Genomic DNA, 15,343 nt, shown 5'->3' with positions numbered 1-15,343 from the left:
AAATTAATGGAGGCAGTATTAATAATATTTTATTATTTTATATAATAATATAGGTATGCTCAAAATGAGCATACCACAAAACAACTAAAGTTGTTTACCTACTGGAGCTATATATACGGTAAATTCATCTTCACCATCTACATTTATTAATTTATCTATTTTTTCTTGATCATATGCAGCTAAAGCACAAGTTCCACAATTTATAGCTTCTGCTGATAAATATAGATTTTCAAAGGCGTGCCCTGCATCTATTGCTACAAGTTTATAGGAAGCTATATCATATCTCCACTCCATTCTGTAAGGTATAGCTGTAAGTATAAAAGTGACAGCACTTTGAGAAACAAATTTCTGATTTAAGCAGCATTCAGATAATTTAACATTTAGATTTTCAATGTAACCTAAAAATACTAGTTTGTGCTCAAGTGGTAAGTATCTGTAAATGCCTTTATCTAAAGAATCTACATTCATTATTGCTAAATAAGTTTCAAAAGAGTGCCGAGCACCAGCGGAAGGAACAGTTCTTAATGTAGCATAGCCTTTGTTTACTATTTTCTTTACTCCCTGCATACTCCAAATCAAAAAAGATAGTTCTTTTAAAGTTAGAGGATAATCAGAATAAACTCTCCTAGATTTTCTATGTTTTAATACATCCATTATAGACATTGTGCCACAATCAAAGAGCTCAGGAGAAACTAAATCAATTATTTTAGCATTAGGAGAACAATTTTTTTGAACCGGCGGTTGCGGTAATTCCTTCTCTTGATCAGTTTCTAAAGAGTATAATTCTTTGAAAACATTTGATTTTAAATATTCTCTCATTACATTTTTATTATACATACGGTTACCACTACCTTTCAAAAAAAAGTAATTATATAAACTATTATATCATTTTAAATTATTAAATTAAAATACTAGTAAGTAAAAATGTAATAATTAAATAGAAAATTTGGTATTTTCACTCGATTTCAAATACTAAATGGAAAATGCCATATTAAAATATATGTTATTTAATTTTAAATATTAAATTTGAATTCTCTATAAGTTTCCCAGTAATTGTTTTTCCAATATAATATTGATATATTATCAAAATATAATTTAAAATTAGGGCAGGAATTACTTACAAAATCCCAAATAGTATGGAATTTATATTGTTGAAATTTAGTTGCTACAGTACAATGAAAAACTTTTTCTTTAGACTCATTACTTTTCCAGTCTAACCAAGAAAGTTTTTTTAATTTCTCAATGAACTCTTTATACGTATTTAACGCTTTTATTGATGGATTTATGCCCATATATATAACTCGATTTCCAAAATGGTTAAATCCGTTAATATTTATTTCAGATTTAGAATGGGTTAAACAAAATTCATTTATTAAGTTTTGTAATTCACTTATATTATTCAAATCATCAGTTTCAAAAGGAGCCTTTATTGTAAAATGAGCGGGCAATTTTTGGGGATTAACTCCAAATTTTAATTTTATAGTATTTATAAGATTTTCATGAAACTTGAGAGCATCACCTTCAATTAAACATACAATTACAAATCTATATTTTTTCATATATGCCTTAGTCATAAGTTTTAACTTCTTACGATAATGAGGCTTTTCACCTTCCTTTCTCATATTTATATGAAGTTTTCTTGTTTGGTTTTCATACTAATTTGTTATTAGTCCATCTATTTTAATATCATGTTCACTCATAGGAACTTGTTTTATTATCTGAAAGTTGTAACAAATGCCTATTTTAGGGCAATTAGCCGATAGGGTTTTTAAAAAACGATCGTAATATCCGCCACCATAACCCATTCTTCCACCATTTAAATCAAAAGCTAAGCCTGGAATTAAAGCTAAGTTTATATTGCTAGAAGAAATTTCTTTACAGTGATTTTTAGGTTCTAGAATACCATAATTACCAGGCTCTAAATCATCAAAAGAATTAATTTCTATAACTATCATATGCCCATTTTTTGAAATAACCTTGGGTACAACTATTCTCTTGTTATTTTCTAGAGCGTGCTTTATTAATCTGTGAGTATCTAATTCGTCATTGTAGCTAACAAATACGAAAATAACCTTTGATAATTTATAGTAGTCACTGTTAATTATTTTTAAAAAAATATCATTATCAAATTCATTCCTAGCAGCTTCAGTTATTGAATTTCTTTTTTCTTTCATTAATTTGCGTAGATTTTTTTTATCCATAATACTCCCCCCAATGATAAAAATTATTAATATATAATATATTTTAGCATAAGTTCCACGAATTTATCATTAGAGTTAGTGTAAAGGTATGCAAAAAACAATCATAAAAAAATTAAATAAGCACATGTAATAATTTAAGTATAGTAGTATGTTATAATTTTATAGATAATACATAAAATATATTACTTATTTTAAAATAACTAAATTTGAAGTAAATATTAAAAATAGTATAAAGTAACTATAGTTTAAAGGAGTTGTGGAAAGTGAGAAGTAAATTAACAACAGATCCCTTTAAATCTACTTCAAAATATTACTCTCAATATAGAATAGGATATCCAAGGGAAGTTATAAATATTTTTTTTAAAGAAGCTAATATTAAAAGTTATGAAAAATTATTGGATATAGGATGTGGCACCGGTAAATTAACATTTGCTTTAAGTGATAAATTTAAAGAAGTTATCGGTGCAGATATAAGCCGAGAAATGTTAGAAGAGGCAGAAAGACAAAGAAAAACGTTGGATTTACAAAATATATCTTGGCTTAATTGTTCAGCAGAAAAGATAAATCCTAATTTGGGAGAGTTTAATTTAATAACCTGTGGAGAGGCCTTTCACTGGATGAATAGAGATAAAGTGGCCAGGTTAAATTATAGGTTACTAAATAAAGAGGGGGTTTTTGCTATTTTTGGAAGTAATACTGGAAGTGTTTGGTCATTAAGTGAACCGTGGCATAAACCAGTTCTAGATGTTATACAATTTTGGCTTGGAGATAAAAGGAAAAATTCTTATTGGCTACGTAAAATGCATATAAAACATGAGGATGTATTGAGAAAATGTAGATTTAAAAACATAAAAAAAGGGATATACCAGTTTAATTACACTTGGACTATAGAATCCATTATAGGAAATCTTTATTCTACGTCATTTTGTAATATCGAATTGTTAGGGGATAATTTAAAAAATTTTGAGAAGGATTTGGTTAGAGCTCTTAAAAATTTTAATTATAAGGGAGAATATAAGGAATTAGTACAGGTATATTATATAATCGCAAGGAAATAATATATTTATAAAAAATATGGACAAGTATGAGGTTCTCAAAATTTGGGGACAGGTGATGCGGAAGCAAGAACACGGAATCTCAAAATTCCAAAATTCAGGGACAGGTGTTGGATATTTTGTTGGATATTTTGGATATTTCCAGGGACAGGTGTTGGACATTTTATTGGATATTTTAATATTTTTCATAATTATTTTTGTATAAGTATTGAAATATTATATGATACGTGATATCATATATTGAAAAATAAAATAAATCTTTAAGTGAGCCCTGTGAGGCTAGCAAGAATAGTAAAATATATTTTGTACATGTGCATATAAGTGCGTGTATGTTTAAAGTGAAATGTTAAACCTTCTTGCTAGTTTTGCGAGAAGGTTTTTATAATATAATAACTTTTAATTCAATCCAGAGAGATTGAGAAGGAGGATAAACGATGTCAGAAAATGTAATTAAAACAAAGGTTAGTTCATCAAAAGAGCAAGAAAATTCAAGTAGTTCATTAAAAGAAAACTTAATGAAATTAATATTGGCACTTCAGCATTTAATAGCTATGTTTGGAGCAACTGTATTAGTACCAATAGTAACAGGATTTGATCCGTCTATAGCTCTTATATCAGCAGGCCTTGGAACATTAACATTTCATATGGTAACCAAGAAAAAGGTTCCAGTTTTTTTAGGTTCATCCTTCGCGTTCATACCAGTAATTTTATCTGTTAAACAAATGTACAATGGGGATTTATCCTATGCACAGGGTGGAATAATAGTGGCAGGTTTGATTTATGTAGTAGTATCACTATTCATAAAGAAAATAGGTGTAAAAAGAATAGAAAAATATCTTCCAGCTCAGGTTATAGGACCTATGATTATAGTAATAGGATTAAACTTAATACCAACAGCTTATGGAATGGCATCAAATAATTTTATAGTAGCAGCCATAACACTTGGAACGGCACTAATAATAAATTTCGCAGCAAAAGGTTTTTTAAAACAGTTATCAATACTAATAGCAGTAACAGTAGGTTATATAGTATCACTTAGGCTAGGAATAGTAGACACTAAATTAATAACAGATGCATCTCTAGTGGCAATGCCAGCATTTAATTTGCCTAAGTTTTCAATACAAGCTATAGCAACTATATCTCCAGTAGTTTTAGCAGTTTTTATGGAGCACGTAGGTGATATAACTACTAATGGAAAAGTAGTAGGAAAAAACTTTATAGAAGATCCAGGTTTAAATAGAACATTATTAGGAGATGGACTTGCAACAATGCTTGCAGGATTTATAGGTGGACCAGCTAATACCACTTATGGAGAAAACACAGGTGTACTTGCTATAACTAAAAATTATAATCCAGCTATATTAAGATTAACAGCAGTATGTGCAGTAGCTCTAGGATTCATAAGTAAAGTAGGATCAGTATTAAAAAGTATACCAGTACCAGTAATGGGCGGAATAAGTTTAATGTTATTCAGTATGATATCTTTAATAGGAGTAAAAACTATAAAAAACAGTAAGGTAAAAATGAATGTAAAAAATATAGTGGTAATGGCAATAATATTAGTATTAGGATTTGGAAGTGGAATAATAGAAAAACATTTCGGAATAACTATAGGAATACCAATAACAGAAACAGTTAAAATATCAGGATTAAGCTTTGCAGCTATAGTAGGAGTTATACTAAATGCAGTATTAAATGCTTTTAATAAGAAAGCTACAGAAAATGCCTAGTACTTAATAAGTTAATAAAATAGTTGATTAGATGAGTTCATCAAATAATATAGTACATGGTCAAAATAAAAAAATATAAATAAAAAGTATAAATTATAATAGAAAAATAAAAAATACTGGCAAGTAATTTTTGTCAGTGTTTTTTTGTATATATTAGAATATAAATTTATTAATAAACTGAATTTTAAAATTATAAAAAAATACAGTTTAAGTTAATTCTCGAATACAATATCAAAAAGTGCACAGTAAAATTGTATTGTTTACAAAATGTTAAATAAAATTAACTAATTTAATTGCTATTTATAGTTTTAATATAGATGCGATTGAATTATAATATTAATGTAAAACGTATTAGTTAAACAATGTATGATTTAGTTTAGAGGTAATATTTGTAGTGTATTCCATTAAAATTTATAAGCATAGAAAATATATATGCAAAACTTTATGATATAATATTTAAGTAAATAAAATTCGAGGAGTGTAATCATGAGCAAAGACAAATTTGATGTTTTAGAAAAACTTCATAAAGATAAAATAAAGAAGATGACCCAAAAAGGTGATGTACAAATAGAGGAATGTGAAAAGTATATTAAAGAAATGCAAGAAATGGAACTTAAAAGAGAGCTAAAGTACAATACAGCTATAACAGTTATAATAGGTGCATTTTTAACTGTATTTCTTGTATTATGTATAAGCTCAATATCATATAGTAGACATGCTAATAAAACTAAAGTTGTACAAAAGCAAAAACAAGAACAAAATTTAGCTATTAAAAATGCAAAAACACAAGACAAGGCAGAAGTAAAAAATGACAAAAACAATACTGCTACAAATAAAAATGAAAAGCCAAAGGTAAAAGAAGTAAAGCAAGAAGAAAAAACATATTATGAGAAAATAGGCAGTTCTTTAGATAAGGAAGAAGATAGAAAAAACATATTAAAATCCGCTCTTTCATTAACAGGTGGAAAATATGAAGGAATTAACATAAAATACATGGTATCTATATTGAAAGCCAATGGTATAAATATACCTACTAGCGTATCTAGAACAGATACATTGGTAAAAGAATTAGAAAAACTAGGATGGAAGAAAAGTACTAATGCTAATGATTTAAGGAAAGGTGATATAGTATTTGCTATTGATACGGTAGGTATAGCAGGTGTTCCAAGTCATACATACATATTTATGGGATGGGAAAATTCAAAGAAAGAGAATGGATATGTAGTAGATGCTCTATCTGCAAAAGATAATGTAACTTATCATAAAAGACCTATTACGGTACAATCAGAGACTACAGATAAAATGCAATTCTTTATGAGAAAGTAGTTTATTTATTAAAATAATAATTAAAATTTAGTACATTTTATTGCACAGCAATGTTTTCATATATATATGCCTTAGCTATAATATTTAGATTGACTATGGCCAATAAAAGATTTGGAAGAACTAGAGAAGAACTAGAATAGAGGATGTAATTTTACAATATGAAATTACATCCTCTATTTTTTATATTTTAAAATTTTTCATAATGTAATAAACAAAAACTATCTTTTCCTAGCCCCCTGATCTCCTAGCCGCTAGCCCCCTAGTCACGTAGTTCTCTAATTATTGGTTCACTGGACTACTGAAAATTATGACTCCGTCACCATTGTTCCATTAAGTGTGCCTGAATTTCTTGTAAAAAGGTAATACGATTTTAGTATACTTTAAAATTTTTAGTGGCACTCCTATGCTTTTATATGTTAAAATAATTTTTGTTGCCGTTATACATTGTTATTATAGAAAGAAAGGATTGGTATACCATGCCACAAATAAGAACTAAAAATATTAAAAAAGCTCATTTGCAATTAATATGCAAGAATATGATAGATTAACTTCAAGAATTAATTGGTTGTCCCAGAAATTATTTTACAGTAGAATGCTTAAAGGCAGAGTTTATAACTGATGGAGAAATTCCTTCAAATTACCCTTTTATAGAGGTAAGTTGGTTTGATAGAGGTCAAGACATAAAGGATAAGACAGCTAAGATAATAACTAAATATGTTCATGAAGCTGGGTACAAGGATGTAGATATTATATTTAAGAGTTTAAATACAGAAGATTACTATGAAAATGGAGAACATTTTTAGGTTGTACAAAAACAATGAAAGATGTAATCGAAAAAATATAATTATAAATTAAAGCCATAAATTAAAGCCATAAATTAGAATAATAAATCAAATCAAGAATACAATTAAAAATTAAGGTAATAAATCAAATGGAAATACAATTATAAATTAGGATGATAAATCAAATTAAGAATACAATTATAAATTATAATAATAAATTAAAGCAAAAATACAATTATAAATTAAAGAAATGAAAAGGATGAGGAATTATGAATAAGGATGCTACCTTAGATTCATATAGCAAACTAGAAAATAAACTTTTTAATAAGATACAAGAAGATTATAATTTAAAAGATTTTTTAACAAGTATGACTAAGGAAGAGCTTAATGAAATAAGGAAAAATCTTGGTCTTAAAGGCATAAGTAATTTAAAAAAACAAGAATTAATTATAGAGTTAGAAAAGGGAATACTAGATAATTTAGATAAGAAAATAAATGAACTTAATAATAATGAAAAGGAAATATTAAAAGATCTAGTGAAAAACAAAGGGGTTCATCTATATAACGAAGAAATGATAGATATACTTATAAAATATAGATATAATGGAATAGCGTTTTCAGGAACTGTAAATAGCACAGAAAAGGTCATGGCAATACCACAGGATTTAATACTACCTATAAGAGAAATCATTTTAGATTCATCAGTTGTTAAGGAATCCAAATGTAATAAATTATGGATTAATATAATAAGAGGCTTGCTATATTATTATGGTGTTTTAGATATAGAATATGCACATAGGTTAACTATAAATTTATGTTGCGAAAAAATTGATTTTTATGATTATCTAATAGAAGCTGTTAGTGTGGAGAATTCATTTTATAAATATAATAGTGAAGAGAGAATTATATATTTAAAAGAAGTAGAAAAGCCTTTTTATATAATTCATCAACAAAGTAAAATTAAAAGTGATTATTTGCCAGTAACCATGGATATGGTGTATGAAGTATGTAATGATGTATTATTTGGAAGTGAAAAAGAAATATATAATTTGTTATTAGAGAATAAGGAAATTAGCGAGGAAGAAGCAAGAAGAATTACTAAAAAACTTACTATAGAAATAAGAAATGGATGGCCTTTAAAAGATTCTTTAAAAAATTTATTTGAATTTATTAATTTTAAAAATCTAAATGAAATCAATAGATTTATAAGTTCTGTTAGTAAGATTTATAATAAGATAATAATGTGGAACTTAAAAGGATACACTCCTTCTGAGATAAATAAAATACAGAGTAATAAAGGAACTACAATAATAAAACATAATAGAATAGGAAGAAATGACCCTTGTATTTGCGGAAGTGGAAAAAAATACAAGAAGTGTTGCGGAGCAAAAAAGACCATATGATGCTTAAAAAGCATTATATGGTTTTTTTTCATACTTCATAAAGTTTAAAGTTTTTTAAAAGATGTGAATGTGAGTGGATAGAATTAGTTATAATTTCTTTGCTTATAATGTGATTTTCATTAGAATCTTGAATGTATTCGTATACATCATAGGTGCATAATAAAGAGATTTTATTACTTTTAATTAAATTAGTAAGATTCCTTTCCAACTCTAAGAAAAATTCCTTTGATGTAATACTGATTATATGTGAACAATCTTCGATAAATCTTATGCCTGAAAAACCTTTAAGGGTAGCTGAATTTAATATGTCACGCATGCTATTTCTAATATCATCCATGTTTAGGTCAGCGGTAATATCATTAAAGCTTCTGTCTGTGAAGAAAAGAATGCTATCCATAGGAACGTTTTGCGCAACAAAAAAAGATGAAAGTTCTTTAAATTTATTTTCGTTCATTAAGATGTAAACAAGCTCCTTATTATCTAAAGCATTTTTTATATATTGCAATAGATTAATAAACAAATGTTCTTTGCTGTAGTAGTAAAAGGCTGAATGAGAACCAAAAACACCATTTAACGACATAATACTTTATTATCCCCCCTATTATTAGATGATTTTTTTAAATAAATTACTATTAATTCATCTAGTGTTTGGCTAAGCTCTATTACATCTGCATCTATGGGATTCTTTAAAGGATCTTCTAGAAGCTCATAGAGTTTTAAGCGAGTGCTTTCAATGTTCTGTCTTATACATTGCATATCATTAGTTGAATTGAGAAACATAAAATAATACCTCTCATTAATATAATTTTAAGATAAATGAAAATCTCAAGTGTATATTTCCAATTTTATACTAAAATATGTTAATTTTCAAGGGAATTTTCTAAAAAAACAACCTAAATTAGTTAAAATTATATTTAAATGTAAAGTTATTAAAAATTCAACTATTAAATACTGAATCATTAAATATTAGATTAGTGTTTATGCCACAGTTATGGAAATAACAAGACAAACTATGATATAATTTATTTAAGTGTTAAGTTTTGTAAGATTTCTATGACAGGAGTGATTCATGTGCTTCCGTATTCTGAGTACAGCAAATCAAGAAAATTATTAGAAATGTTTAGATTGATTAAATCAGGAGAGGCAGCTTCCCAAGAAGAACTTTCAAATATATTTGAGGTATCAACTAAGACTATTGGAAATTATAAGAGGGAATTAGAAAGAGAATGGGATGCAGAAATAACATACAATAAGAGTGAATCTAGGTATATGATAGAAAGAGAGGGGACATTAGGATTATTAAAGTCTACACAAACTATTACTGCTGATGATGTAAATCTAATATTAGCCACATTAGTGGAATCTCAAAATTTTATGGAAACAAAGATGAATATAATAAAAAATGGGTTATTGGGTCTGCTTCCAGAAGAGGAATCAAAGAAGTTAAGTAAAATGCTTCATACTGAGAAGAATGATAAATGTAATGATCAACCTATAGTTTTTAATTTAAATAAAATTAGAAGAGCTATAACAAACGAAAGAAAGATAGAATTCACCTATAGATCTGCTGTAGGCAATCATAAAACTCATAAAATAGTTCCTTATAGCTTTGCATGTGAATTTGGCAAGTACTATATAATAGGAAAACCAGAGGATAAGGAAAAACTTGTACACTTTAGACTAGATAGAATAGGAAAAGTAGATATTTTGGAAGAGTCAGGTGTAAAAAGTGATGAGTTCAATGTGTACAATTATTTAAAAAGAACTTGGTATATGTATGGTGGAGAAGAGACAACAGTAAAAGTTAAATTTAGTCAAGAATTCTACAATGTAGTAACAGAGAAAAATATGATTGAAGGCAGTTTGCTTGAACATAATGAGGATTATTTTGTATATGAATTTGTAGCTAATGGAACCTTAGGAATAAAATTATGGTTATTAGGATTTGGAGCAGGTGCTGAAGTGTTAGAGCCTAAGGAATTGAGAGAAGAATTTAAAAACATATCTAAAGATATGATGAAGCTGTACAAAATAGATAAAGCTGTTCATGAATAAAATTCGCAAAAAAAGATAAGTATGTTCATAAACTAAGTTGACAAAAATCTTATAGATGCATATAGGAGATGAAATTGACAAATTAGTATATTTTTAATGTGATAATTAGTTAACTACCACTGAGACAAGCGATGGTGGTTTTCACAAATTTTTTATAAAACGCTACAGCTAAAGTATAGGAATGGAGAATTCTTTGCCTTAACAGTAGCGTTTTTTATGTTAAATTAAAGGTTTAATTGCTAAATATTATAAAATAATACCAGGTAAATAGTGTTGTGTAAATAAAGTGTTGTGTGGAAGTTATAATTTTTTTATAGCAGGTAGAGTTTTTTTAGCTATAATTGCTGCTATACCACTTAAAAGAATATCTTTTATTATAAAAGGTGCTACACAGATTTTTATAACCTTCATTATTCCTATAGGGTTTTTCATATAGAAATTCATTATAAAGTAGAAATAAATTGTTCCAAACATATACATAATAATAAGACCTATAATTATACTTATAGATAAATTTTTATAAGTGGTTTTTCTTTTTTCTAGCAATTTACCTATTATGTAAGCACCTACCATGAAGCCTAATATATATCCAAAGGTTGGATGGACTATTGTAGTTGGTCCTGCTTTTCCTCCTTGAAAAACGGGAAGTCCAATAAGACCTAATAAAATATACACTATTTGTGATAAAACACCTAATTTAGCACCCAACAGAGCACCGGATAAACAGGCAAAGAATGCTTGGAAAGTTATTGGAACAAAGGGAGTGGGTATAGATAAATATGCACCTATTACCATAAGTGATGCAAATAAGGCTACTAAAGTAATATCTCTTGTTTTCAAAAAACATCTCTCCATTCTAATTTAGGTTATGATTATCCCACAAAAAGCATTACATTACTGGAATTATGAAATTTCATAATTCCACCACATTGTACCTTATTGTAGGTTAATCAGTTTATAAATACATTGTAAACCTAATAATTAAATAATGTTTACAAATAAAATATATATCAGCATATGATTTTTGTCAATATAAATGAGCTAGTGCATTTTGTTAATTTAATTTGGGCACATAAATTTCATAATTTCAACACATTGCACCTTTTTGTGGTTTAATCATAATATTGTAAAGGAAAAATGAATCTTTATATTGTATATTGCAAAACTTTAATTTAAAATATATAATAGAATTACCCCGTATACTACGTGGGGGTAATTTACAAAAGGAGAGGTAAAACATGAAGGATGTAAATATATTGTTAGCTTTTTCTGCAGGAGTACTTTCTTTTTTATCTCCGTGCATTTTACCACTCATTCCAGCCTATATAACATACTTAACGGGAATGAGTATAGAAGAGATAAATGAAGGAAAAGATAAAATAACTGTAATAAAAAAATCTCTTGGATTTATTTTAGGATTCTCAATAATATTTATATTAATGGGGGTATCCATAAGTAGTATAGGAAAAGCTCTTTCAAATAATAGAGATATTTTTAGAAAAGCAGGAGGAGTATTAATTATAGTATTTGGGCTACATATGATGGGAATATTAAAAATAAAAACACTATATAGGGAAAGAAGAGCTTTAAATTTAAGAAAGGTTCAAGGTACCTTTGGATCCATAATATTAGGTATGGCTTTTGCAACGGGTTGGACACCATGTATAGGCCCAATACTGTCTTCTATATTGATTTATGCAGGAAGTACAAATAGTGTAAGTAAAGGTGTACTGTTGTTAGTATTTTATTCTTTGGGTATGGCTATACCATTTTTCCTTACGGCTTTATTAATACAAAAGCTAAGCGTGTATTTAAAGAAAATATATAAGTATTTTCCTATAATAAGTTTTGTAAGTGGCGCGGTTCTTATTTTCATGGGAACAATGATATTTACTAATAAACTAATAATTTTAAACAACTATTTAAATTTTTAAAATAGAAGGGAGGATACCTTTAGTTATTTAAAATATAGATAAAAGTAATTAAATATTGTAAATGTACTTATGAAAAAGAAGTGAGTACATTTGAAGAATAATATCTATAAACCAAATGAATTTGCAGAATTAATTAATGTATCAGTTAGAACATTGCAAAGATGGGATAACGAAGGAATATTAAAAGCATTTAGAACACCAACAAATAGGAGATATTATACTTATGAGCAATACAAAGAAAATATAAGAAAAAGATAAAGGAAGATGAAGAAGTTGAAAAAAGCATACAAAATAGAAATTAAACCAACAGAAGAACAGATAACTAAAATTCATCAAACTATTGGTGTAAGTAGGTTCATATACAATTTTTATATTGCTCATAATAAAGAAGTGTATGAAAAAGAGAAAAAATTTATTAGTGGTATGGATTTTTCTAAATGGCTTAATAACAAATATATTCCTAATCATCCTGATAAAGCTTGGATTAAAGAAGTGTCTTCCAAAGCTACTAAACAAGCCATTATGAATGGAGAAAAAGCATTTAAGAAATTCTTTAAAGGGGAAAGCGGCTTTCCTAAATTTAAGAAAAAGAAAAATCAAGATGTTAAAGCTTACTTTCCAAAGAATAATAAAACAGATTGGACTATTGAAAGACATAGGGTTAAAGTTCCGACTTTAGGCTGGATTAGATTAAAAGAATTTGGTTACATTCCAGTTAACGCTATAGTTAAAAGTGGTACAGTAAGTCAAAAAGCAGATAGATATTTTGTTTCAATTTTAGTTGAAGAAGCTATTAAAGTAGATAATAAACCTTACTCAGAAGGAGTAGGCGTAGACCTTGGACTAAAAGATTTTGCAATTTGTAATAATGGCTTAACTAAAAAGAATATTAACAAAACTAAAACAGTTAAAAAAGAAGAAAAGAAACTAAAACGTGAGCAAAGAAAGCTTTCAAGGAAATATGAAAGTTTAAAATTAAGAAATAAAAAAGAGAAAGGAGAAGCTACTCGTCAAAATATCCAAAAACAAATAGTCAAGGTACAAAAGCTTCATCAAAGACTTACAGATATAAGAACTGATTACATAAATAAAACAGTGAATGAGTTAATAAAACAAAAACCAAGTTTTATCTGATGACTACCTGCCGTAACACTCCCACTTCTAACAAAGTGGGAGATAACGGCAGCTACGTCCCTGGATAACGATCTCTAACCTTCAGATGGAGTAAAAACTCCATCTGAAGCTAAGAGTTCTGTTTATAACTATTGAAGATTTAAATGTAAGTGGAATGATGAAGAATAGACATTTAGCTAAAGCGGTTGCTGGGCAAAAGTTTTATGAATTTAGAACTAAGCTTATTTTAAAGGCCAAACAAAATAATATTGAAGTAAGAATAGTTGATAGATTCTATCCAAGTAGTAAAATGTGTAGCTGTTGTGGAGCATATAAGAAAGATTTAAAACTATCTGATAGAGTTTATAAATGCAGTTGTGGACTTTCTATTGATAGAGATTTAAATGCTTCAATAAATTTAGCCAATGCTAAAGAATATAAGATAGCTTAATTAAACAAGCACTTATATGTGTACCCAAGGCTATTTGGGGAATTAACGACTGTGGAGTGCTATACAAACTGTAGTAGCTTAGGCAAGGCAGAGTACGTTGAAGCAGTAAGAATCTCAATATGGATACATTTGACCATATTTTGAGTAGCAGGATGCAAGGACTTAATAAGTATCTTGTGGGATGAAATGAAAAAAAAGTATATTTTAACCACCATACTAGTGATAGCGATAATTTCAGCGGTTTACGGAATGAAAGTTTATACTAATTCCTACAAAAATGCAAATAATATAGTACAGAATAAACAAAAGGAAAAAGGAAAATCGCAAAACACATCAGTTAAGGAACAAAAAGATAATAAAGCTAAAGAAACTACAGATTATTATAAATCCACAGATTTTACTTTAAAGGACATTGAGGGTAAAACTGTAAAACTAAGCGATTTTAAAGGTAAAAAGGTATTTTTGAATTTCTGGGCTACTTGGTGTGGACCATGTAAAAGTGAAATACCAGACATGATAAAGTTACAAAAGGAAATTAAAGATTCTAATATAGTTATATTGGCTGTAAATATAGGGGAAAGTAAAAGCAAAGTAGCAGATTTTGTAAATAAAAATAATATAAATTTTACTGTTTTATTAGATGAAAAACAAGAAGTGGCTTCAAAATATAGTGTTTCAGGCATACCAACTACTTACTTAATTGATGAAAATGGTAAGCTTATAAAATGGACTACAGGAGCTATGGAAATATATATGATGAAGGATTTTATAAAGTAAAATAGATTAAATTTTCCACATAATTTTCAAGTACTATATTAGGTTAATAAAATAAATACAAATATAATTTTTAATTTAAAATTGTGATTTTATAATTCAGCTCGTAAAACCTCGTATCCTTGTGGGTGGGGTAGTTCACAAAATATATATACTAAGTTTAGCAATAAAAAATAAAAATTTTGGAGGGATGTAAATATGAAAAAAACATTAAAAGTAGAAGGCATGAGCTGCATGCACTGTGTAAAACATGTAAAAGATGCTTTGGAAGAGTTAGAAGGGGTAAAAAACGCAGAGGTAGATTTACAGTTAAAGACAGTAAAAGTAGAAATGGAAAAGAATATAGAAGATAATATTCTAAAAAATGCAGTAGAAGATGCAGGATATGAAGTAATAGAAATTTCTTAAATAAAATTATGGATTTAGAAATTTCAAATATGAAACTTAATTTTTATTGACAATAAAATTAATAACAGTTTGTTTTGAATTTTTAAAACATATATAATTAATCTATTCTTA

At 27.5% G+C, this 15,343-nt stretch carries 15 protein-coding genes and 3 pseudogenes; 12 read left to right on the top strand and 6 right to left on the bottom strand.

Going from position 1 to position 15,343, the window contains the following annotated elements:
• Window positions 1-84: 84 nt before the first annotated feature.
• The 3 genes from CC89_RS17055 to CC89_RS17045 form a co-directional block, all read right to left on the bottom strand.
• Window positions 85-837 (bottom strand): SagB/ThcOx family dehydrogenase, encoded by a 753-nt coding sequence (locus CC89_RS17055; protein ID WP_035294228.1) that lies wholly within the window; start codon window positions 835-837, stop codon window positions 85-87.
• 176 nt (window positions 838-1,013) lie between these two features.
• Complete coding sequence (locus CC89_RS17050) at window positions 1,014-1,622, bottom strand: 2'-5' RNA ligase family protein (protein WP_286161385.1); 609 nt, start codon at window positions 1,620-1,622, stop codon at window positions 1,014-1,016.
• A 33-nt stretch (window positions 1,623-1,655) separates the two neighbouring features.
• Window positions 1,656-2,201: a 5-formyltetrahydrofolate cyclo-ligase gene (locus tag CC89_RS17045; protein WP_353601548.1), complete on the bottom strand. Its 546-nt coding sequence runs from the start codon at window positions 2,199-2,201 to the stop codon at window positions 1,656-1,658.
• A gap of 263 nt (window positions 2,202-2,464) precedes the next feature.
• Between CC89_RS17045 and CC89_RS17040 the strand changes: the two genes are divergently transcribed.
• The 5 genes from CC89_RS17040 to CC89_RS17025 all read left to right on the top strand — a co-directional run bounded on the left by CC89_RS17040 (window position 2,465) and on the right by CC89_RS17025 (window position 8,497).
• Window positions 2,465-3,259 carry a class I SAM-dependent methyltransferase gene (locus tag CC89_RS17040; RefSeq protein ID WP_035294223.1) on the top strand — a complete coding sequence of 265 codons (795 nt, stop codon included), beginning with the start codon at window positions 2,465-2,467 and terminating at the stop codon, window positions 3,257-3,259.
• Window positions 3,260-3,690: 431 nt separating this feature from the next.
• Complete coding sequence (locus CC89_RS17035) at window positions 3,691-4,986, top strand: uracil-xanthine permease family protein (protein WP_035294220.1); 1,296 nt, start codon at window positions 3,691-3,693, stop codon at window positions 4,984-4,986.
• A gap of 486 nt (window positions 4,987-5,472) precedes the next feature.
• The gene (locus tag CC89_RS19665; RefSeq protein WP_051931937.1) at window positions 5,473-6,312 is read left to right on the top strand and encodes a hypothetical protein; all 840 of its coding nucleotides are present in this window, start codon (window positions 5,473-5,475) and stop codon (window positions 6,310-6,312) included.
• A gap of 560 nt (window positions 6,313-6,872) precedes the next feature.
• Entirely contained in the window at window positions 6,873-7,115 is a 243-nt protein-coding gene (locus CC89_RS20115) for a DUF1904 family protein (RefSeq protein ID WP_286161399.1), read from the top strand.
• 248 nt (window positions 7,116-7,363) lie between these two features.
• Window positions 7,364-8,497: an SEC-C metal-binding domain-containing protein gene (locus CC89_RS17025; protein WP_035294218.1), complete on the top strand. Its 1,134-nt coding sequence runs from the start codon at window positions 7,364-7,366 to the stop codon at window positions 8,495-8,497.
• Window positions 8,498-8,525: 28 nt separating this feature from the next.
• Here CC89_RS17025 and CC89_RS17020 read toward each other — a convergent pair whose 3' ends face one another.
• Window positions 8,526-9,077 carry an MEDS domain-containing protein gene (locus CC89_RS17020; protein WP_035294215.1) on the bottom strand — a complete coding sequence of 184 codons (552 nt, stop codon included), beginning with the start codon at window positions 9,075-9,077 and terminating at the stop codon, window positions 8,526-8,528.
• Window positions 9,068-9,277: an aspartyl-phosphate phosphatase Spo0E family protein gene (locus tag CC89_RS17015; protein ID WP_035294213.1), complete on the bottom strand. Its 210-nt coding sequence runs from the start codon at window positions 9,275-9,277 to the stop codon at window positions 9,068-9,070. Before CC89_RS17015 ends, CC89_RS17020 begins: the two co-directional genes overlap by 10 nt.
• Window positions 9,278-9,568: 291 nt before the next feature.
• Between CC89_RS17015 and CC89_RS17010 the strand changes: the two genes are divergently transcribed.
• On the top strand, window positions 9,569-10,552 hold the full coding sequence (locus tag CC89_RS17010) for a helix-turn-helix transcriptional regulator (RefSeq protein WP_035294211.1): 984 nt from the start codon (window positions 9,569-9,571) through the stop codon (window positions 10,550-10,552).
• A 300-nt stretch (window positions 10,553-10,852) separates the two neighbouring features.
• Here CC89_RS17010 and CC89_RS17005 read toward each other — a convergent pair whose 3' ends face one another.
• Entirely contained in the window at window positions 10,853-11,392 is a 540-nt protein-coding gene (locus tag CC89_RS17005) for a biotin transporter BioY (RefSeq protein WP_185750792.1), read from the bottom strand.
• Window positions 11,393-11,790: 398 nt separating this feature from the next.
• On the opposite strand from CC89_RS17005, the gene CC89_RS17000 reads away from it, so the two are divergent.
• From CC89_RS17000 to CC89_RS16980, 6 genes and pseudogenes are all read left to right on the top strand, one after another.
• Complete coding sequence (locus CC89_RS17000; protein ID WP_035294207.1) at window positions 11,791-12,486, top strand: cytochrome c biogenesis CcdA family protein; 696 nt, start codon at window positions 11,791-11,793, stop codon at window positions 12,484-12,486.
• Window positions 12,487-12,576: 90 nt separating this feature from the next.
• Window positions 12,577-12,773: pseudogene (locus CC89_RS19660) on the top strand (MerR family DNA-binding transcriptional regulator); the annotation flags it as partial.
• Window positions 12,760-13,616: pseudogene (locus tag CC89_RS16995) on the top strand (RNA-guided endonuclease InsQ/TnpB family protein); the annotation flags it as partial. The pseudogenes CC89_RS19660 and CC89_RS16995, both read left to right, overlap by 14 nt.
• A gap of 128 nt (window positions 13,617-13,744) precedes the next feature.
• A pseudogene (locus CC89_RS16990) lies at window positions 13,745-14,050 on the top strand (RNA-guided endonuclease InsQ/TnpB family protein); the annotation flags it as partial.
• A gap of 186 nt (window positions 14,051-14,236) precedes the next feature.
• Window positions 14,237-14,827, top strand: a complete 591-nt coding sequence (locus CC89_RS16985) for a peroxiredoxin family protein (RefSeq protein ID WP_035294679.1) — start codon at window positions 14,237-14,239, stop codon at window positions 14,825-14,827.
• Between the two features lie 195 nt (window positions 14,828-15,022).
• The gene (locus CC89_RS16980) at window positions 15,023-15,232 is read left to right on the top strand and encodes a heavy-metal-associated domain-containing protein (RefSeq protein WP_035294201.1); all 210 of its coding nucleotides are present in this window, start codon (window positions 15,023-15,025) and stop codon (window positions 15,230-15,232) included.
• The last annotated feature ends 111 nt before the right edge of the window (window positions 15,233-15,343 follow it).

This window comes from Clostridium sp. KNHs214 (assembly GCF_000744935.1).
Classification (GTDB): domain Bacteria; phylum Bacillota; class Clostridia; order Clostridiales; family Clostridiaceae; genus Haloimpatiens.
This window is presented reverse-complemented; position numbering and strand designations above follow the sequence as displayed.